This is a genomic window from Caballeronia sp. LZ032, from assembly GCF_031451315.1.
In the GTDB taxonomy this organism is placed as follows: Bacteria; Pseudomonadota; Gammaproteobacteria; order Burkholderiales; family Burkholderiaceae; genus Caballeronia.
In genome coordinates, this window is record NZ_JARUXP010000001.1 from 3,138,102 (window position 1) to 3,157,755 (window position 19,654).

The following is a 19,654-nucleotide window of genomic DNA, read 5'->3' on the forward strand; positions in this document are numbered from 1 at the left end:
TTCTCGGACCGAGGGCAACTGGTTTGCTCGGTACTTTCCCTGAAGCAAGGAAATTTTGGGACAAACCCTAAGTAATGCCTGCGACAACGCCGATATAAACACAATGCGCCGCCCACGGCGCGGCATACGCGGTCAATGATCCGCGACCTCGGGGAGAGTTACGAGCATGAGCACTTGGATGGTGGTAGCCAGCGTTTGGGTAATGTTCGCAGTCTGTGTCGTGCTGTTCGTGCGGGGCGCATCGCCACAGGTCTTCCGTTCGGAAGACGCTCAGGAGGAAGGCCGACCCGCACGCAACGACGTTTCCCGCGCAAAGTCCTGAGTCTTCGAAGCGGCATGACTTTGCCTGCCGCTCTCGCGTCAGCATCAGACGTCCTGTGGATCGACTTCCACATTCCAGCGCAACACACCCTTCAGCGAACGCAGCACCGGCTGCCACGCGCGCAGCGCGGCTTGCAGCGCCGCGCGTGAGTTGCTTTCCAGCAGCAATTGCGCGCGGTGCACGTTGAACACTTTCACGATGGTCAGCGGCACGGCGTCGTACACCGTCACGCGCTCGGCGCCCGGCAGCGGCGCGAAGCCGGCGGCTGCCTGCTCCAGAAAGGCCAGCGCCGCTTCGAGCGTGCGTCCCTCGGCACGCAGCATCGCCTGATAGACGAACGGCGGAAGATGCGCGTCGCGCCGTTCGGCCAGCGTCGAATTGGCGAATCCCGCATAGTCCTGGCGCGTCAACGCCTGGTAGAGCGCATGGCGCGCATAGCGCGTCTGGATCATCACTTCGCCAGGCAGGCCGGCGCGTCCCGCCCGGCCGCTCACCTGCGTCAGCTGGGCAAAGAGGCGTTCGCTGGCGCGGAAGTCGTGTGAGAACAGCGCCAGGTCGGCATTGAGCACGCCGACGAGCGTCACGCGACGGAAGTCGTGCCCCTTCGCGATCATCTGCGTGCCGACCAGAATGTCGACTTCCCCGGCGTGGACATCGGAGAACAGCGCCTGTGCGCTGCCCTTGCGGCGCGTGCTGTCGGCATCGATGCGCAGCACGCGCGCGCCCGGCACCACGCTCGCGAGCGTCTCCTCGACGCGCTGCGTGCCGCGGCCCATCGGCGCGATGTCGATGTTGCCGCAATCCGGACACGACTTCGGAATGCGCGACTCCCAGCCGCAGTGGTGACAGCGCAGCGCCCGTTCCGGCTTGTGGAGCACGGCATAGGCGCTGCAACGCGGGCAGCCCGCGACCCAGCCGCAGGCGTCGCATGACAGGATCGGCGCATAGCCACGCCGGTTCAGGAACACGAGACTCTGTTCGCCGCGCTCGACACGTGTCTTCAATGCGGCGATCAACGGCCCCGAGAGCCCGTCGACCGAGGCGCGGCCGCGGCGCCGCTCTTCTTCCAGATCGATGAGCCGGATGCCCGGCAGCACGGCCTCGGCGACGGCCCGCCGTGTAAGCGTCAGGCGCGTGTAGCGGCCCTGCTCCGTCTGCCACCAGGTTTCGAGCGACGGCGTCGCTGAGCCCAGCACGACGGCGATGTCGAGCTGCTTGGCGCGATAGATGGCGAGATCGCGCGCCGAATAGCGCAAGCCTTCCTGCTGCTTGTAGGCGGGGTCGTGCTCTTCGTCGACGACGATCATCGCCAGATTCGGCATCGACGCCAGGATGGCGAGACGCGTGCCCAGCACGATGCGCGCGTGCCCCGTGTGCGCGGCCAGCCAGTTGCGCGCGCGCTCGCCTTCTGCGAGACCGCTGTGCATCGTGACGATGGCTCCATCCGCGAGGCCCGCGAAACGCGCGCGAAAGGCGGCCTCGAACTGCGGCGTCAGATTGATTTCGGGCACCAGGACGAGCGCCTGTGCGTAGGGGCGTGCGGCGAACAACTGCGCCAGCGCCTGCAGATACACCTCGGTCTTGCCGCTTCCCGTTACGCCGTGCAGCAGGAACGGGGCGAAACCTTGTGCGGCCGAGATGGCGTCGACGGCTGTGCGTTGTTCGTCGGTCAGCACCGGAAGGGGGGCGTTGCCGGTCGGCGTGGCTTGAGGTGGCGACGCCGGGGCGCCCTCATTCACTTGCTCGATCCAGCCGCGTCCCAACCACTCTTCGAGCGTCGCGCCCGCCTTGGGGTGCAGGGCGCGGGCGTCACCGAGGCCGAGAACAGGCTGTTCGGCGAGCGTCTGCGCCAGACGTCGCAGCGCGCTGGCGCGGGCGGGCAAGGCATCGGGCAGGGCGTCGCGTCCCTCGGCCAGCAAGCGGTAACGCGCTTCGACGGCAAACAGGCGATTCCACCTCGACGCGTCACGCAGCGCCTGCGGCAGCGCCGGCAGCGCGACTTCTCCAAGACCACGCTGATAGTAGTCGGCCGCGAACTCCGCGAGCGCGATCCACGACTCCGAAAGCGGCGGGCAAGACACGCAGATCGCGCTTACGCTGCGCAGCTTGCCGGCGGGGACATCGGTCGTGGACGCGATCTTGCAGATCAGTCCCACCACTTCGCGCCGGCCGAACGGCACGAGCACCAGCGATCCTTCAACAGGAGCCTCGGCCAGCGCATAGCGATAGTCGAACAGCACCGGCATGGGCTGGTCCACGGCGACGCGCACGAAAAGGTCGGCCATTATCCACAGCTCCGGCCCGGTGGGCGTGGGACAGAAGCATGGATTGCCCGGCTGAAGTTAAAGTAAAACATCAGAATCGTTGGTAAACCGCAGATTAGTTTTGGATTTCCGATGCTTTCCACAGCCTTGTGGATAACTTTGTTGAGAAGTGCTGGCGGGCATGCCGCAAAGCCCGTCACGAAACCCTTATGTGCGCTAGCCCACATTTCGGGTCATGCCGATTAAAACTCTTATCATTCATGGACTTAAAGCACATATAGAGATGCCGCATCAGCTCTTTCAGGCCATAGGTCTGATGGCGCGCCGCAGCGAACGAAATGTGTATAAGTTCAGTCTTGACATCGCCGGACTCCGCGTGAGACGGGCGATTGCGACAAAAAGCTACACCCGCTGACGATTCCAGCCGCGATCGTGACATTGCAGCGCAACATGCGTTCGTAACACGGGCTTTCGGACGCAGCGGCTCGGCGACGCTGATTACCGCGAGCCTTGTCCAGCCCGAATGGCGCGGCTATGCCGATGCACCTCGTCGACCAGTTCCGCGACATGCTCCGGCGGCGTGAATTGCGAAATGCCGTGGCCCAGGTTGAAAACGTGGCCCGGATGGTTGCCGAAACTGTCGAGCACGGCGCGTGCTTCCATGCGGATCGCGGCGGGCGGCGCAAACAGCACGTTCGGATCGATGTTTCCCTGCAGCGCGACGCGCGCGCCCACTTTCTCCCGCGCCCGGCCGAGGTTCATGGTCCAGTCGAGCCCGACGGCATCGACACCCGTCGCCGCGATCTCCTCCAGCCACAGGCCGCCGCCCTTCGTGAAGGTGATGACCGGGACCCGCGCGCCGTCGTGCTCGCGCTTCAGCCCCGCGACGATCTTCGCGATGTAATCGAGCGAGAAGCGCTGGTAGGCGCCGTCCGCAAGCGCTCCGCCCCACGTGTCGAAGATCATCACGGCTTGCGCGCCCGCTTCGATCTGCGCATTCAGGTATGCGACCACTGCCTGCGCGTTGATGTCGAGGATGCGGTGCATCAGGTCCGGCCTGGCATAAGCCAGCGACTTGACCGTACGGTGGTCGTCCGAACCGCCGCCTTCCACCATGTAACACGCAAGCGTCCACGGACTGCCCGAGAAGCCGATCAGCGGCACTTTCTGGCGACCCTGCGAATCAGTGAGCGCGCGCCGGATCTGGCTGACGGCGTCGGTGACGTAGCGCAAAGTGCTGTCGATGTCCGGCACCGCGAGGCGCTTCACGTCGTCTTCCGTGCGCACGGTCCGCTCGAAGCGCGGACCCTCGCCCTGCACGAAATTCAGCCCGAGGCCCATGGCGTCAGGCACGGTCAGGATGTCGGAAAAGAGGATGGCGGCGTCCAGCGGAAAGCGTTCGAGCGGCTGGAGCGTGACTTCGGTTGCGTAATCCGGGTTCTTCGCGAGCCCCAGGAAACTGCCGGCGCGCGTCCGCGTGGCGTTGTACTCGGGCAGGTAGCGGCCTGCCTGACGCATCAGCCAGATCGGCGTGTAGTCGGTGGGCTGGCGCAGCAGCGCGCGCAGGAAGGTGTCGTTCAGAAGTGTGTGTGCCACGTCGCTCGGTGCTCAGTGCTGAAGGCGGAGAATCATTCATTCTACCGGACCGCCCGAGCGTTGCCGTTGACGGATCCGGACGATTCGGAGAGTCTCACACGGCGCCGGCCTATGCCGTTCGGCCGACTGTCGGGCCGTCGAAAGGCTCGTTATGATCGCTGGACGGTCATCGCCCGTTACAACCCACCAGAAACAAAGACAACCGGGAGAATCAATGAAACGCACGTCTGTCCGTCTTGCCGCAGCCTTTTGCAGCGTCGTGCTGTCGTCCGCATTCGCGGGCGCCGCGCATGCCCAGACCGTTCAGGCGGGCGCCGTCTCAGGCGCACCGCCGGCTCCGGCGTCTGCGCCTGTCGCCAGCGCGCCGGCCACACGCCTCGACAGCATTCTCGCGCGCCACACGCTGCGCGTCTGCACCACCGGGGACTACAAGCCGTATTCGTTCCTGCGGCCGGACGGCCAGTTCGAAGGCATCGACATCGATCTGGCAGAGAGCCTCGCGAAGTCGCTCGGCGCGAAGGTGGAATACGTGAAGACGTCGTGGTCAAACCTGATGAACGACTTCATCGCACAGTGCGACATCGCCGTGGGCGGCGTTTCGACCACTCTGGAACGGCAGAAGCGCGCGTTCTTCACCGCGCCGTATATGGAAGACGGCAAGACGCCCATCGTCCGCTGCGACGATGTGGACAAGTATCAGACGGTCGCGCAGATCGACCAGCCGGGCGTGCGCACCATCGTCAATCCCGGCGGCACGAACGAACGCTTTGCCAAGCAGTATTTCCCGCACTCGCAGCTGATCGAATATCCGGACAACGTGACCATCTTCAAGCAGATCCTCGACGGCAAAGCGGACGTCATGGTCACGGACGCCTCCGAGACGCTGCTCCAGCAGAAGCTCAACCCCGGCTTGTGCTCGGTGCATCCGGACAAGCCGTTTCAGTTCGGCGAGAAGGCGTATCTGCTGCCGCGCGGCGACGTGGTGTTCCAGCAGTACGTCGACCAGTGGCTGCATCTCGCCCGCGCGTCGGGCGAGTATCAGGCGGTGTATGACAAGTGGCTGAAGTAAGGGCTCAGCGCCCTGCCCGCAGCAGCTCGCCGGTGCGCACGCCGATCTTGCGCAGCCAGGCGAGCGCCGCCTCGGAATGCGCATGCAGGCGGGCGAATCCGTGCGTCATGTCGCGCGCGTCGATCATTTCGGCGCGGCCGCCGTTGGCTTCGAGAAAGCTTTTCAGGGCGTAGGCGTCGTCGTAGAGCGGGTCATAGGCCGCCGCGACAATCAGCGCGGGAGCCGGCGCGCGCTCGCACGGTTCAGCGAGCGGGAAGGCGCGGGCGTCGTCGGAATCCGGCACGCCGGCCGCGAAGAACCGGGCCCAGTACCACCTCATCTCTTCGTTGGTGAGGCCTGGACCATTCGCGTTGGCCACGCAGCTCGGGCTGTCGAACTGCTGCCGCATGACCGGATAGAGCAGCACCTGCAAGTCGACGATGCCGGCCACCTGGTGGTTCGCCCCGCGCGCGGCGACCACCGCCAGATGGGCGCCGGCGCTGTCGCCGCCCACGGCCAGGCGGTCAGTCGCGAAGCCGAGCCGGGATCGGTGCTCGGCGAGCCAGATCAGCGCGTCGAGTGCGTCGGCACAGGGCGCAGGGAAGGGAAACTCGGGCGCCAGCCGGTAGTCGACGCTCGCCACCGCGCATTGGGCGTCCCGTGCAAGCCGCGCGACAAGGCCGTGGTGCGTTTCCAGATCGCCGACCACCCAGCCGCCGCCATGGAAATACACGAGGAGCGGCAAAGGGCCGGTGGTGCCGGCGGGTTTGTATATGCGCGCGTTGACGGAGCGGCCTTCGAGCGGGATCTCGATGTCCTCGGTCGTGACATCGGCATCGCTCGGGCCTGCGTAGGCGCGGGCGATTTTGCTGAACCGGTCTCGCACTGCTCGCGCATCGTCGTCCAGCGCGGGAAGCGGAAAGGCCTGGGCGACTTGCTGGTAGTAACGGAGCAGGGCTGCATCGATGGTCATGCTTGTCTCCATGGTGCGTTTTTTGGAAAGGACGCCCGCATTTCGGGTTTTGCGCTCCGTTTACATGCGTCCACGTGTTCTATTTTCTCGGACGATTAGAATAATCGCACTAGTCCTTAAGTCGGCATTTTTTCATTCGAACAATCCGATGAAGTGAACGTTTCGATGTTCAGGCAATATATCCACGCGAAACCCACAGTTTGCGCGAGAAAATTTCCTGAAAGCCTTACAGGACGGGGGTTACAACCTGAAACACTTTGTTACGGCGACGCGGATTCAATTCGCCCACAATCTGTTCAAACGGTTTCAACACGGATGTATTGGGCGTGCGAGTCAAAAACTCCGCGTTTCCAATGGTCGGCAATCGCCGAAGCTCACTTTTGGGGCATCTTTGCTGGGATCGTTTTTCGAGTCTCTTGCTCGAAACATCTCACCTTTGGTCTCCTCGCGCTAACCCCGTAGCGTGTGGTTTTTAGCGGGCTCCAGGCCCGCTTTTTTTTTGCCTGAACAAACGTTTGCGCCGTTCGGGAGCTTTGAAGAGCTTCGGCAGCGCCAACGTTTCGTCCCATGACAGAAGGGAGCGCACTGCGCTCCCTTCTTCGTTTTGGCTGAATCATCCGCGTCGTCAGGCTGTCCGGCTCTCCGAAAGCTTCAGCTCGTCGATCATGCGGGCGCGCATGACGAATTTTTGCACCTTCCCGGTTACCGTCATCGGCAGGTCGTCGACGAAACGAATGTAACGCGGCACCTTGTAATGCGCGATCTGGCCCGCGCAGAAGTCCCGCACTTCGTCCTCGCTCATTTGCTCGCCCGGGCGCACGACGATCCACGCGCACACTTCCTCGCCATACTTCTGGTCCGGGACACCGAAGACCTGGACCGACTGCACCTTCGGATGGCGGAACAGGAATTCTTCGATCTCGCGCGGATAGATGTTCTCGCCGCCGCGGATCAACATGTCCTTCAGCCGGCCGACGATGTTGCAATAGCCCTCGGCGTCGAGCGTGGCGAGGTCGCCGGTATGCATCCAGCCGTCGACCACGGTTTCGCGCGTCTTCGCCTCGTCGCCCCAGTAGCCTTTCATGACCGAGTAGCCGCGCGTGCAGAGTTCCCCCGTCTCGCCAACCGGCACGATCTCGCCCAGCGGATCGACGATCTTCACTTCGAGATGCGGCTGGACCCGTCCGACGGTCGTCGTGCGCTTGTCGAGCGGATCGGTGGTCGAACTCTGGAACGACACCGGGCTCGTCTCCGTCATGCCGTAAGCGATGGTGATCTCGCTCAAATGCATCTTCGACACGACCCGCTTCATGGTCTCGATCGGACACGGCGAGCCGGCCATGATCCCGGTGCGCAGGCGGCTGAGATCGAACTTGCTGAAATCCGGGTGATCCAGTTCGGCGATGAACATGGTCGGCACACCGTGCAGCGCCGTGCATCGCTCTTCGTGGACGGCGGCGAGCGTTGCGCCCGGGTCGAAGGCCTCGCCGGGGAAGACCATCGCACAGCCCGTCGATACGCACGCGAGCACCGCCAGCACCATGCCGAAGCAGTGGTACAGCGGCACTGGAACGCACAGCGAGTCCTGCTCGGTGAGCCGCATCGCCATGGCGATGTAGCGCGCGTTGTTGACGATGTTGCGATGCGTAAGCGTCGCCCCCTTCGGGTTGCCGGTCGTGCCGCTCGTGAACTGGATATTGATCGGTTCGTCCGGATTGAACACCGCTTCCAGCGCGTCCAGCTTTGCACTGTCGCGTTGTTCGCGGCCCCGGCGCATCACGTCGGCGAAGTTGAGCATGCCGGGACGGCTCGCCTCGCCCATGCGAATCACCGCGCGCAACTCGGGCAGCTTTTGGGCGCGCAGCGCGTTGGGCTCGGCGTGGGCGAGTTCAGGCGCGAGCGACTCGAGCATCTCCAGGTACTTCGACGTCTTGAACTGCTCGGCGGCGATGATGGCCTTGCAGCTGACCTTGTTCAACGCATATTCGAGCTCGGCCAGCCGATACGCCGGATTGATGTTCACCAGCACGGCGCCCATGCGCGCCGTGGCGAACTGGGTCAACAGCCATTCGGCCCGGTTCGGCGACCAGATTCCCACGCGATCGCCCGCCTGGATCCCCAGCGCCAGCAGGCCGCTTGCGAGCGCATCGACCTCGTCGGCGAACTGACGCCACGTCCAGCGGATGCCCTGCTCGCGAAACACCACCGCGGGGCGATCCGGAAAACGGCGAACGGTGTCGAGAAGGAAGCGCGATACGGTTGCTTCGCTCAAGGGGATATCGGTTGCACCGCGTACGTAGGACACGCCGTCGCGCGGTTCGACCTGCGCACCCGCCTGCGTCTGTTCAATCGCCATCGATCACTCTCCGCCTGGATTCGCCGCCCTGTGCCGGCGTATGTGGCTGGCCGCTGTAAGGGCCGATGAAAGCCATTGTGCATGGCGATCTTGCCGGCGGGCATTGAGTGTTTCCCCGCAATGCCGCGCGAACATTCCGCGCGCCTTGAACGAGAAAGTCGATGAATCAAGGGTCTACGGAGCGGCGCGTCAGAGGCTGCACATCCGATATGCAGAAAAGGCCCAATCCGCTTCTCGCATCAAGCATAAAAAAAGCAGCCCGAAGGCTGCTTTCTCAACGCTGAACACGCGTAGAAGCGTGCTGCGTGTCAGTGCCTTGCGTGAACCTTGCGCAGACGCTGGATTGCTGCGAGCTGCGCCGTCGCGTACGCCAGTTCGGCTTGCGCCGTGGCGTATTCGAGTTCGGACTTGTTGTCCTGCATCGCTTCTTCGGCACGCTTCTTCGCTTGCTCTGCCTTCGCTTCGTCGAGATCGGCGCCGCGAATGGCGGTATCGGCGAGCACGGTCACGATGCCCGGCTGGATTTCGAGAATCCCGCCGGCAACGAACACGAACTCTTCCGAACCGTCTTCCGCCTCGATGCGCACCGCGCCCGGACGAATGCGCGTGATGAGCGGCGTGTGGCCCGGCAGAATGCCGAGTTCACCTGCTTCGCCCGGCAGCGCGACGAACTTCGCCTGGCCCGAGAAGATCTGCTCTTCCGCGCTGACGACGTCTACCTTGATGGTTGCCATATGTGTCGACTCCTGTGTCGGTCAGTGTATTTCGTGGACGCCGCTGCAAGGCAGTGGCGTCCGCCTGAAATAACCCGACCTTTACTGGATCTTCTTGGCCTTTTCGAAGGCTTCGTCGATCGTGCCGACCATGTAGAACGCCTGCTCCGGCAGATGATCGCATTCGCCTTCCACGATCATCTTGAAGCCGCGGATGGTTTCCTTCAGCGGCACGTACTTGCCCGGCGAGCCCGTGAACACTTCAGCGACGTGGAACGGCTGCGACAGGAAACGCTGGATCTTGCGCGCGCGCGCGACCGACAGCTTGTCTTCCGGCGACAGTTCGTCCATGCCCAGAATCGCGATGATGTCGCGCAGTTCCTTGTAGCGCTGCAGCGTCTGCTGCACGCCGCGCGTGATCGTGTAGTGCTCTTCGCCGATCACGTTCGGGTCGATCTGACGCGAGGTCGAATCGAGCGGGTCCACGGCCGGGTAGATACCCAGCGAAGCGATGTCACGCGACAACACGACGGTTGCGTCCAGGTGGCCGAAGGTCGTAGCCGGCGACGGGTCGGTCAAGTCATCCGCAGGGACGTACACGGCCTGAACCGACGTAATCGAGCCGGTCTTGGTCGACGTAATGCGCTCTTGCAGCTTGCCCATTTCTTCAGCCAGCGTCGGCTGATAGCCCACTGCCGAAGGCATACGGCCGAGCAGTGCCGACACTTCCGTGCCTGCCAGCGTGAAACGGTAGATGTTGTCGACGAAGAACAGCACGTCCAGGCCTTCGTCACGGAAGTGCTCGGCCATCGTCAGACCGGTCAGCGCGACGCGCAGACGGTTGCCCGGCGGCTCGTTCATCTGGCCGTACACCAGCGCGACCTTGTCGAGAACGTTCGAGTCCTTCATTTCGTGATAGAAGTCGTTCCCTTCACGGGTACGCTCACCCACACCGGCGAACACGGAATAACCGCCGTGTTCCTTCGCGATGTTGTTGATGAGTTCCATCATGTTCACGGTCTTGCCCACGCCTGCACCGCCGAACAGACCGACCTTGCCGCCCTTCGCGAACGGGCAGATCAGGTCAATAACCTTGATGCCGGTTTCGAGCAGTTCCGTGGACGGCGACAGTTCGTCGAACGCCGGCGCCTTCTGGTGGATCGAACGCGTGGTTTCCGCGGTGATCGGACCGGCTTCGTCGATCGGACGGCCGAGCACGTCCATGATGCGGCCCAGCGTCGGCTTGCCGACCGGCACGCTGATCGGCTTGCCCGTGTTCTTGACCATCGTGCCGCGGCGCAAACCGTCGGAAGCACCCAGACAGATGGTGCGAACCACGCCGTCGCCCAGCTGCTGCTGGACTTCGAGCGTCAGTTCGGTGCCTTCCAGAATGAGCGCGTCGTAGATCTTCGGCATCTCTGCACGCGGAAACTCCACGTCGATAACGGCGCCGATGCACTGTACGATCTTGCCTTCTACCAAAGCAGTGGTACTCATCGCATTTCCTTTAGATACTGTGTTCTTTCACGCGGCCGTCAGACCGCTGCGGCGCCGCCGACGATTTCCGACAATTCTTTCGTAATCGCGGCCTGGCGGCTCTTGTTGTAGACGAGCTGCAGTTCGTTGATCACGGTTTTCGCGTTGTCCGACGCGGCCTTCATCGCGACCATGCGCGCGGATTGCTCAGAGGCCATGTTTTCCGCGACAGCCTGATAAACCAGCGCCTCGACGTAGCGCACGAGCAGCTCGTCCACCACGGTCTGCGCGTCCGGTTCGTAGATGTAGTCCCACGAAGTCTTCGGCGTTTCGCCGTCTTCATCCTTCGCGTGAAGGTCATCCACCGACAACGGCAGCAGTTGCTCGATCACCGCTTCCTGCTTCATCGTGTTGACGAAGCGCGTGTACGCCAGGTACACCGCGTTGATCTTGCCTTCCGAATACAAGTCGAGCTGCACCTTGATCGCGCCGATCAGCTTTTCCAGATGCGGCGTGTCGCCCAGTTGCGTGACTTGCGACACGACCTGCGCCTTCAGCCGGTTCAGGAAGCCCAGACCCTTGCCGCCGATCGCCGATGCTTCGATCTTCACGCCGCTCTGATCGAGTTCCTTGATCTTGTTCAGCGACGCACGCAGCACGTTCGTATTCATGCCGCCGCACAGACCCTTGTCGGTGGTGACGAGGATCAGGCCGGCGGTCTTCGCGCCCTTGTTCTCCACCATGAACGGGTGGCGATACTCGGGGTTGGCCTTGCTCATGTGCGAGGCGATTGCGCGGACCTTGTCGGCATACGGACGGGCGGAACGCATGCGCTCCTGGGCGCGGCGCATCTTCGATGCGGCGACCATTTCCATCGCTTTGGTGATCTTGCGCGTGTTCTGCACGCTCTTGATCTTGCCGCGAATTTCCTTCATTCCAGCCATTGCTTACTCCTTGTCGGCCCGAGTTGGCGCTTTAGCGCTTACTCGGGCCCCATGCAACGCGGATCGAAGCCGCGCGATGTTGTTGAACATCGCGCGTTGCCTCTCTATCCCGATCAATAAGCGCCCGACTTCTTGAAGTCCTTCAGCGCGGCATGCAGTGCGCCTTCGTCGTCCTTCGCCAAGTCCTTGTTGTCTTCGATGCGCTTGATCAGATCGCCGTGGCTGGTCTTCAGGAATTCGCGCATGCCCTTTTCAAACGGCAGCACTTGCGAAACTTCCAGGTCGTCCAGGTAGCCATTGTTCGCCGCGAACAGCGACACAGCCAGTTCCCACACTTGCAGCGGCTGATACTGCGGCTGCTTCAGCAGTTCCGTCACGCGGCGGCCGCGCTCCAGCTGCTTGCGGGTGGCTTCGTCGAGGTCCGATGCGAACTGCGCGAACGCAGCCAGTTCACGATACTGCGCCAGGTCGGTACGGATACCGCCCGACAGCTTCTTCACGACCTTCGTCTGAGCCGCACCGCCGACGCGCGACACCGACACGCCCGCGTTGATGGCGGGGCGGATACCGGCGTTGAACAGGTCGGTTTCCAGGAAGATCTGGCCGTCGGTAATCGAGATCACGTTCGTCGGAACGAACGCGGTGACGTCGCCGGCTTGCGTTTCGATGACCGGCAGCGCCGTCAGCGAACCGCTCTTGCCCTTCACTTCGCCGTTGGTGAACTTCTCGACGTACTCTTCCGAGACGCGGGCCGCACGCTCGAGCAGACGCGAGTGCAGATAGAACACGTCACCCGGATATGCTTCGCGGCCCGGCGGGCGGCGCAGCAGCAGCGAGATCTGGCGATACGCCCACGCTTGCTTGGTCAAGTCGTCATAGACGATCAGCGCGTCCTGGCCGCGGTCGCGGAAGTATTCGCCCATCGTGCAGCCGGCGTACGGCGCGAGGTATTGCATCGCGGCCGATTCCGAAGCCGAAGCCGCCACGACGATGGTGTATGCCATCGCGCCGGTTTCTTCGAGCTTGCGCACCACGTTCATGATCGACGAAGCCTTCTGGCCGATCGCGACGTAGATACAGAACAGGTCCTTGCCCTTCTGGTTGATGATCGCGTCGACGGCCACCGCGGTCTTGCCGCACTGACGGTCGCCGATGATCAGCTCGCGCTGGCCGCGGCCGATCGGCACCATGGCGTCGATCGACTTCAGGCCCGTCTGCACCGGCTGCGACACCGACTTGCGCCAGATCACGCCCGGCGCGATCTTTTCGATGGCATCGGTCTTCTTTGCGTTGATCGGACCCTTGCCGTCGATGGGGTTGCCCAGCGCATCGACCACGCGGCCGATCAGTTCCGGACCGACCGGCACTTCGAGAATGCGGCCCGTCGTCTTGACGATGTCGCCTTCCGAGATGTGCTCGTACTCGCCGAGAATAACGGCGCCGACGGAGTCACGTTCGAGGTTCAGCGCGAGGCCGAAAGTGTTGCCCGGGAATTCGAGCATTTCGCCCTGCATCACGTCCGACAGGCCGTGGATGCGCACGATACCGTCGGTCACGGAGATCACGGTGCCCTGGTTGCGAACATCCGCGCTCGCTTCAAGGCCCTGGATCCGGCTCTTGATCAGCTCGCTGATCTCAGAGGGATTGAGTTGCATTATTCGCTCCTGATAGTCAATTCTGTTGCGTGCCCGCTAGAGACACGGTTGGCCGCATTAATTCGCAAATTAAGCGGTCAGAGCCGTCTGCATGCGGGCGAGGCGCGCGCGGACCGAGGTATCGAGCACTTCGTCGCCGACCGTCACGCGAACGCCGCCGATCAGCGACTGATCCACCGTGACAACCGGCTTCAGCTTGCGCTGAAACTTGCGTTCGAGACTGGCGACGAGGTCGTTCAATTGTTCGCCTTCGAGGGGGAACGCGCTCACGATCAGCGCGTCGGCCGCACCTTCGCGGGCGTTCTTCAGCTCGTCGAACTGGACGGCGATTTCCGGCAGCAGCGGCAGGCGATGATTCTCGACCAGCATGCCGACGAAATTCTTTGCTTGAGCGTTGCCTTGAGCGAGCGGCGACTTCACCGCGGCGAGCAGCAGATCGATGATTTGCTGACGGTTCACCTTCGGGCTCGACGCGACCGATTCCACTTCGGGCAGACGCGCAACCTGTGCCAGCTCCTCGACGAAGGTGGACCAGCCCGCGAGATCGCCGGTTTCGGCCACGCGGAACAGCGCTTCTGCGTAAGGACGAGCGATGGTTGCAAGTTCGGCCATGATCAGAGCTCGGTTTTGAGTTGATTCAGCAGAGCGGCGTGAGCGTTCTGGTCGACTTCGCGCTTCAGGATCTGCTCGGCGCCCTTGACGGCCAGCGCAGCCACTTCCGCACGCAGCGTCTCGCGTGCCTTCACGATCTGCTGGTCGGCGTCAGCCGTGGCTTGAGCGACGATGCGCGCGGCTTCGGCCTGGGCATTCGCCTTGATTTCTTCTGCGACGGCGGCAGCACGCTTCTCGGCGTCAGCAATGCGCTGCTGGCCGTCGTTGCGTGCTTGCGCGAGTTCCTGATCGACGCGCTTGTGCGCTGCTTCGAGTTCCGCTTTGCCCTTGTCGGCGGCGGCGAGGCCGTCGGCAATCTTCTTCGAGCGCTCGTCGAGGGCGTTGATCAACGGCGGCCACACGAACTTCATCGTGAACCACGCGAGGATCAGAAACACGACCATTTGCGCAAACAGGGTTGCGTTGAGATTCACGGTGTTTCCTTAAACGTTGCTTGATCGGAGGGAATACGGTTAAAAGGCGCTCATCGGCTTGTTGAGCTCGATCAGCGCCTCACCCGTTCCGTTCTGGCGTCTTGAAAGAGTCAGACGCACACTTCCGAGGAACCTCAGCCTGCGAGCTTCGAGAGCAGCGGGTTCGCGAACGCAAACAGCATTGCCACACCAACGCCGATCAGGAACGCCGCGTCGATCAGACCAGCCAGCAGGAACATCTTGGTCTGCAGCGGGTTCATCAGTTCCGGCTGGCGGGCGCACGCTTCAATGTACTTGCCGCCCATCAGGCCGATACCGATACAGGCGCCGATTGCACCCAGGCCGATGATGATGCCGATACCGATGGCGGTCAGACCCTGGATGTTGGCGATGAAAGCTTGCATGATCACTCCTTTGATTAAAGACTTTGGAACTGGATTTATAAAAATTGAAACTTGTGAAACCTAAACCTGAAAACTTCCGGAACGTGCGGCTGCTTTAGTGCGAGTCATGCGCCTGGCCGATATACACCAGCGTCAGCATCATGAAAATGAACGCCTGCAACAGCACGATCAGAATGTGGAAGATCGCCCAGACGGTGCCCGCGACCACGTGGCCGATAAAGCCGAGCAACGACAGATCCGCGCCGAACGACCACATGCTGCCCAGAAGGGCGATCAGCAGGAACAGCAGTTCGCCGGCGTACATGTTGCCGAACAGCCGCATGCCGAGCGAAACCGTCTTGGCGACGAACTCGATGATGTTCAGCGCGAGGTTCGGAATCCACAGCAGCGGATGCGCGCCGAACGGAGCCGACAGCAGTTCGTGAACGAAGCCGCCCGCGCCCTTGATCTTGAAGTTGTAGTAGATCATCAGCACGAACACGCCGAGCGCGATGCCGAGGGTGCCGTTGAGGTCGGCGGTCGGCACGATGCGATGGTGCGGCAGGACATGCTCGAGACCGAGCCAGCCGATCAGACGGCCCGGCAGGTCAACGGGGATGAAGTCGAGGGAGTTCATCAGGGCGACCCAGACGAACACGGTCAGCGCGAGCGGAGCGATGAAGCGGCGGCTGCCGTGGATCATCGACTTCGACTGGTCTTCGACCATCTCGACCAGCATCTCGATGGCGCACTGGAAACGGCCCGGAACGCCGGAGGTCGCCTTGCGCGCCGCGAGGCCGAGAATGACGATGGTGAGGAGACCGCATACGATCGACCAGAACAGCGTGTCGAGATTCCAGACGTGGATGTCGAAGATCGACGTCTGCGTATGCGTGGAAAGATTCTGCAAGTGGTGCGCAATGTACTCGGACGGATCCAGAGCGTGCGTTCCTTCGCTAGCTGCCATATCGTTAAAGCCACCCAAATTGTCAAAAATCTTTCGCCGCCTGCCGCTGCCGGGACGCCGCTTCGCGTCGCGTCTCCGGGCGGGAGGCCCGAGTGCGGAAACTGTTCCGCACCTGTTCATTCATGATGCTACTTGCAATCGGTGCTGCGGGCGCTTACCTGGGACGTCATGGAATGTCACCGTAGCGCCATTGCAACCCAGTAAGTCTTCAGAGCGATGATGTAAGTCACGAGCAGCGGCAGCCACAACGCGCTCTTGTACCAGAACGCGATCGCCACGAACATAGCAATCGTCGCTCCCATCTTGAGCGCCTCGCCGATCATCCAGCTCACGATCGTCTCCGCGCCGCTCTTTGCCTTCAGGCGCGCGGCGAACAAGGCACTCGGCGCCCAGCAGATCGCTCCTCCCAGGAAGGCTGACAGCGCAGCATCGCCCGGTGGCTTGTAAAACAGCCACCACAGCAGCGTCGCACCCAGGGACAAAACCATTTGCGCCGCCACGACCCGAAACGGCGTGACACGCGATGGACGACTCACTTCCGGGCCAAACAGCTTCTCTGCCTGATCCCGCGTGAGCGGAACGATATTGTTATCTTGCGCTTCGGCGTCCCACGACTCGCTCGACGTACTGTGCGGCTGATTTCCGGGGACGTGCGCAGCGTCGGTTGCATGCGCGTCCGGCGCTCGATTTTTCTCTCGCACCGTCTTCAAACCTTCAACCAAAAGTCCGGGGAAATCACCCTGCGCTTTCGCGGCGCTTTCGAGGTGGCCTAGCTGATAAATCCGGGCGATTGTAAGCGATTGTTGTCACGGATTCAATAGTTTAGGTGTGTCAAAAGGCAGTGAAAAAGCATGCCGAAAAGGTTCTCGAAAACGAGACTTTCCTTGCAATTGCAAGCAGATTCTCATGTGCTGGCAGAGGTGTCTCCGAGCCTCAAACAAGCACCCATCCGATGATCATCGCCACGATCCAGAACGGGATCGATACGATATGAAACGGCATCCACATGCCCTTCTCGTTAGACAGCCTGACCGCGATCAGATTGGCCAGTGAACCGATGGCGATGCCGAAGCCACCCACGCTCACGCCGAAGGTCAGTGCACGCCAGTCCTTCGAGAACTCGGCGAGCACGATGGCAGCCGGAACGTTGCTGATACCCTGCGACAGCACGGCGCCCGCCGCGTACGCCCTGACCGGCGTGTCGATGCCGAGATGCGCGATGGCTTGATGAATCACGGGCAATGCAGCGGCACTGCGCAACACGATGAACATCAGCACGAAGATGAGCAGCAGCAGCCAGTCGATCTTGAAGACTGCCTCACGCCGCCAGAGCAGGAATCCGGCAGCCAGGACGGCGAGCGCGGGTCCGACATGATGGGCATCGGCGAGATAGACGAACGCGGCGAACGCCACGGCACTGACGACGCACAGCACGCGATCCACCCGATGCTCTTCGACGTCGCTGGACAGGTCGAGCGGCGCGCCGCGGAACATCGCGAACGTCACGATGGCCAGCAGCACCATCAACGCCGCGCACAGCGGCAGCATCGTCCAGACGAAGGCGCCGAACGCGACACCGCTCGTCTGCCAGAGGAAGAGATTCTGCGGATTGCCGAGCGGCGTGAGAATCGATCCCGCATTCACCGCGAGCGCGATCACGATGACCAGCCGTTTGATCGGCAAGGGCGCGAGCTTGTGCAGCGACAGCGCAAGCGGCACGACCGCGAAGAGCGCGACGTCGTTGGTGAGCACGGTGGACAGGCCCGCCGCGAGCGCAACCAGCAGCAATGCAAGCGTGCGCTCGCCGTGGATGTGATGCACGAGCCGATGCGCCGCCCACATCAGGAATCCTGATAATTCGATGGCTTTCGTCAGGATCAGAAGACCCGCGAGCGTCAGGACCGTTTGCCAGTCGACGAGGCCAGGCAAGGACGGCCACGGGCGCGGCTGCACGACCTGCAGCACGACCAGCGCGAACACCAGAATGGCGAGGACCGGCTCCTTCGAGACGGTCCTCCAGATGCGTCCGATCCAGTCCGGCCGCGTACGCTTGACGTTGACCTCGGACACGATCCGCGATCGTCAGGCAGTCGGTGTAGTCGATTCGATGCTGCCACGCAGTTTGCTCAGGATGCCTTCGAGCGAATCGAGCGTGCCGAAGTCGATCGTGACCTTGCCGCGCCCTCTTCCACCGACCTTGATCTTTACGTTCGCGGACAACAAATCGGACAGTTCTTCTTCCAGACGGCGCGTATCGCGGCCACCATCGTTAGCTACACGCGCTTTGGTCGCCGGCGCTTCCTTCGTCGTCGCCGCGACGAGACGTTCGGTTTCACGCACCGACAGGCGGCGGTTGACCACATGATTGGCCAGCTGGATCTGCGTGGCGGCGTCCACGGCCAGCAGCGCGCGTGCGTGGCCCATGTCGAGATCGCCGGCGAGGAGCATCGTCTGGACGGGTGTCGCCAGATTGAGCAGGCGCAGCAGGTTGGATACGGCACTGCGCGAGCGGCCGACCGACTCTGCTGCCTGTTCGTGCGTAAAACGGAATTCATCGAGCAGACGCTGGATGCCCTGCGCCTCTTCGAGCGGATTCAAGTCCTCGCGCTGGATGTTCTCGATCAGCGCCATCGCCGCCGCGGCCTGATCTGGCACGTTTTTCACGAGCACCGGCACTTCGTCGAGTCCGGCCAGCCGCGCGGCTCGAAACCGTCGTTCGCCCGCGATGATTTCGTAGCGGTTGTCGCCTACCGAGCGCACGAGAATGGGTTGCATCAACCCTTGAGCACGGATGCTCGCGGCCAGCTCCTGGAGCGCGCCTTCGTCCATGCGCGTTCGCGGCTGGTATTTGCCGGCCTGCAGCTTGTCCAGCGCCAGCACCGAGGGCGTGCCCTCACCGCGCACGGCTTCGGTGATGTCGACACTGCCGCCGAGCAATGCATCCAGGCCCCGGCCCAACCCCTTCTTCTTCATCACAGCGCTCATTTCGGTTCCTCCGTCGGCGTTCGCTGCCGCATCGAATGGGTGTTGCTCAGTTCACGTTCAGCGCGCGCACGCGCTCGATCATTTCCGTGCCGAACTGGATATACGCCTGGGCGCCGCGCGACGACTTGTCGAACACGACCCCCGGCAGCCCGTAGCTCGGCGCCTCGGCAAGACGCACGTTGCGCGGGATGACGACATCGAACAGCTTGCTGCCGAAGTGCTCCTTCAGCTGGTCCGACACCTGTTGCTGCAAAGTGATCCGCGGATCGAACATCACGCGCAGCAGGCCGATGACCGTCAGCTCGCGGTTGAGATTGGCATGGACCTGCTTGATCGTGTTCACGAGGTCGGACAGTCCTTCCAGCGCGAAGTACTCGCACTGCATCGGAATGACGACGCCGTGCGCCGCGCACAATGCGTTGAGCGTCAGCAGCGACAGCGCCGGGGGGCAATCGATCAGGACGAAGTCATAGTCATCGACTACCTCGGCAATCGCGGTGCGCAGGATGCGCTCGCGATTTTCCATGTCGACGAGCTCAACCTCCGCGCCTGCCAGTTCGCGATTGGCCGGTACCACGTCGTAGTTCACTGCACCGGGACGCACGCGGGCGTCGCGAACGGCCACGCCATCGACGAGCACTTCGTACACGGTGTTCTCGCAGGCTGCCTTGTCGATGCCGCTGCCCATGGTTGCGTTACCTTGCGGATCCAGATCGATCAGCAGTACGCGTTGCCCGAGCCCGCCGAGGCTCGCCGCGAGGTTGACCGCCGTCGTGGTCTTTCCAACGCCGCCCTTCTGATTTGCGACGCAGAAGATTTTTGCCATCGTTTAGTGTCCTCGTTATTCCGCTGTCAGAAGATCAGCGTGCCTGGAATGCCGGATCGAA

The 19,654-nt window shown here is 62.6% G+C and carries 17 protein-coding genes; 1 reads left to right on the forward strand and 16 read right to left on the reverse strand.

All coding sequences use genetic code 11. From position 1 onward, the window contains the following. Nucleotides 1-366: 366 nt before the first annotated feature. Nucleotides 367-2,607 (reverse strand): primosomal protein N', encoded by a 2,241-nt coding sequence (locus QCE69_RS14735; RefSeq protein ID WP_309919216.1) that lies wholly within the window; start codon nucleotides 2,605-2,607, stop codon nucleotides 367-369. 477 nt (nucleotides 2,608-3,084) lie between these two features. After that, a complete protein-coding gene (gene hemE / locus QCE69_RS14740) occupies nucleotides 3,085-4,182 on the reverse strand; it encodes a uroporphyrinogen decarboxylase (RefSeq protein ID WP_309919219.1) in 1,098 nt (365 codons plus the stop codon). A 214-nt stretch (nucleotides 4,183-4,396) separates the two neighbouring features. On the opposite strand from hemE, the gene QCE69_RS14745 reads away from it, so the two are divergent. Further along, a complete protein-coding gene (locus QCE69_RS14745; RefSeq protein ID WP_309919221.1) occupies nucleotides 4,397-5,251 on the forward strand; it encodes a transporter substrate-binding domain-containing protein in 855 nt (284 codons plus the stop codon). 4 nt (nucleotides 5,252-5,255) lie between these two features. Here QCE69_RS14745 and QCE69_RS14750 read toward each other — a convergent pair whose 3' ends face one another. From QCE69_RS14750 to QCE69_RS14815, 14 genes are all read right to left on the reverse strand, one after another. Continuing rightward, entirely contained in the window at nucleotides 5,256-6,203 is a 948-nt protein-coding gene (locus QCE69_RS14750) for an alpha/beta hydrolase (RefSeq protein WP_309931334.1), read from the reverse strand. Nucleotides 6,204-6,828: 625 nt separating this feature from the next. Beyond that, entirely contained in the window at nucleotides 6,829-8,559 is a 1,731-nt protein-coding gene (locus QCE69_RS14755; RefSeq protein WP_309931335.1) for an AMP-binding protein, read from the reverse strand. 308 nt (nucleotides 8,560-8,867) lie between these two features. Continuing rightward, entirely contained in the window at nucleotides 8,868-9,293 is a 426-nt protein-coding gene (locus tag QCE69_RS14760; RefSeq protein WP_309919230.1) for a F0F1 ATP synthase subunit epsilon, read from the reverse strand. 81 nt (nucleotides 9,294-9,374) lie between these two features. After that, complete coding sequence (gene atpD / locus QCE69_RS14765; protein WP_309919232.1) at nucleotides 9,375-10,769, reverse strand: F0F1 ATP synthase subunit beta; 1,395 nt, start codon at nucleotides 10,767-10,769, stop codon at nucleotides 9,375-9,377. A gap of 38 nt (nucleotides 10,770-10,807) precedes the next feature. Next, nucleotides 10,808-11,692, reverse strand: coding sequence for a F0F1 ATP synthase subunit gamma (atpG, locus tag QCE69_RS14770; RefSeq protein WP_309919235.1), 885 nt, complete (start codon nucleotides 11,690-11,692; stop codon nucleotides 10,808-10,810). A 113-nt stretch (nucleotides 11,693-11,805) separates the two neighbouring features. Continuing rightward, nucleotides 11,806-13,347, reverse strand: a complete 1,542-nt coding sequence (gene atpA / locus QCE69_RS14775; protein ID WP_309931337.1) for a F0F1 ATP synthase subunit alpha — start codon at nucleotides 13,345-13,347, stop codon at nucleotides 11,806-11,808. A gap of 69 nt (nucleotides 13,348-13,416) precedes the next feature. After that, entirely contained in the window at nucleotides 13,417-13,959 is a 543-nt protein-coding gene (locus tag QCE69_RS14780; RefSeq protein WP_309810895.1) for a F0F1 ATP synthase subunit delta, read from the reverse strand. A 2-nt stretch (nucleotides 13,960-13,961) separates the two neighbouring features. Further along, nucleotides 13,962-14,432: a F0F1 ATP synthase subunit B gene (locus QCE69_RS14785; RefSeq protein ID WP_309931339.1), complete on the reverse strand. Its 471-nt coding sequence runs from the start codon at nucleotides 14,430-14,432 to the stop codon at nucleotides 13,962-13,964. A 134-nt stretch (nucleotides 14,433-14,566) separates the two neighbouring features. Then, nucleotides 14,567-14,836, reverse strand: a complete 270-nt coding sequence (gene atpE, locus QCE69_RS14790; protein WP_007180033.1) for a F0F1 ATP synthase subunit C — start codon at nucleotides 14,834-14,836, stop codon at nucleotides 14,567-14,569. A 94-nt stretch (nucleotides 14,837-14,930) separates the two neighbouring features. Further along, the gene (gene atpB / locus QCE69_RS14795) at nucleotides 14,931-15,782 is read right to left on the reverse strand and encodes a F0F1 ATP synthase subunit A (RefSeq protein ID WP_309810900.1); all 852 of its coding nucleotides are present in this window, start codon (nucleotides 15,780-15,782) and stop codon (nucleotides 14,931-14,933) included. Between the two features lie 176 nt (nucleotides 15,783-15,958). Then, on the reverse strand, nucleotides 15,959-16,504 hold the full coding sequence (locus QCE69_RS14800; protein WP_309919238.1) for an ATP synthase subunit I: 546 nt from the start codon (nucleotides 16,502-16,504) through the stop codon (nucleotides 15,959-15,961). Between the two features lie 211 nt (nucleotides 16,505-16,715). Next, nucleotides 16,716-17,852, reverse strand: coding sequence for an SLC13 family permease (locus tag QCE69_RS14805; RefSeq protein ID WP_309931340.1), 1,137 nt, complete (start codon nucleotides 17,850-17,852; stop codon nucleotides 16,716-16,718). 12 nt (nucleotides 17,853-17,864) lie between these two features. Beyond that, nucleotides 17,865-18,767, reverse strand: coding sequence for a ParB/RepB/Spo0J family partition protein (locus QCE69_RS14810; protein ID WP_309810907.1), 903 nt, complete (start codon nucleotides 18,765-18,767; stop codon nucleotides 17,865-17,867). Nucleotides 18,768-18,813: 46 nt separating this feature from the next. Continuing rightward, complete coding sequence (locus QCE69_RS14815) at nucleotides 18,814-19,593, reverse strand: ParA family protein (protein WP_309931342.1); 780 nt, start codon at nucleotides 19,591-19,593, stop codon at nucleotides 18,814-18,816. Nucleotides 19,594-19,654 lie beyond the last annotated feature (61 nt).

What these genes read in the sequence shown, in the direction of transcription:
- atpA (WP_309931337.1), bottom strand. Translation starts at nt 13,347, where the DNA reads ATGCAACTCAATCCCTCTGAGATCAGCGAGCTGATCAAGAGCCGGATC.
- QCE69_RS14815 (WP_309931342.1), bottom strand. Translation starts at nt 19,593, where the DNA reads ATGGCAAAAATCTTCTGCGTCGCAAATCAGAAGGGCGGCGTTGGAAAG.
- QCE69_RS14750 (WP_309931334.1), bottom strand. Translation starts at nt 6,203, where the DNA reads ATGACCATCGATGCAGCCCTGCTCCGTTACTACCAGCAAGTCGCCCAG.
- QCE69_RS14755 (WP_309931335.1), bottom strand. Translation starts at nt 8,559, where the DNA reads ATGGCGATTGAACAGACGCAGGCGGGTGCGCAGGTCGAACCGCGCGAC.
- atpD (WP_309919232.1), bottom strand. Translation starts at nt 10,769, where the DNA reads ATGAGTACCACTGCTTTGGTAGAAGGCAAGATCGTACAGTGCATCGGC.
- QCE69_RS14745 (WP_309919221.1), top strand. Translation starts at nt 4,397, where the DNA reads ATGAAACGCACGTCTGTCCGTCTTGCCGCAGCCTTTTGCAGCGTCGTG.
- QCE69_RS14760 (WP_309919230.1), bottom strand. Translation starts at nt 9,293, where the DNA reads ATGGCAACCATCAAGGTAGACGTCGTCAGCGCGGAAGAGCAGATCTTC.
- QCE69_RS14810 (WP_309810907.1), bottom strand. Translation starts at nt 18,767, where the DNA reads ATGAGCGCTGTGATGAAGAAGAAGGGGTTGGGCCGGGGCCTGGATGCA.
- atpG (WP_309919235.1), bottom strand. Translation starts at nt 11,692, where the DNA reads ATGGCTGGAATGAAGGAAATTCGCGGCAAGATCAAGAGCGTGCAGAAC.
- atpB (WP_309810900.1), bottom strand. Translation starts at nt 15,782, where the DNA reads ATGGCAGCTAGCGAAGGAACGCACGCTCTGGATCCGTCCGAGTACATT.
- QCE69_RS14735 (WP_309919216.1), bottom strand. Translation starts at nt 2,607, where the DNA reads ATGGCCGACCTTTTCGTGCGCGTCGCCGTGGACCAGCCCATGCCGGTG.
- QCE69_RS14780 (WP_309810895.1), bottom strand. Translation starts at nt 13,959, where the DNA reads ATGGCCGAACTTGCAACCATCGCTCGTCCTTACGCAGAAGCGCTGTTC.
- atpE (WP_007180033.1), bottom strand. Translation starts at nt 14,836, where the DNA reads ATGCAAGCTTTCATCGCCAACATCCAGGGTCTGACCGCCATCGGTATC.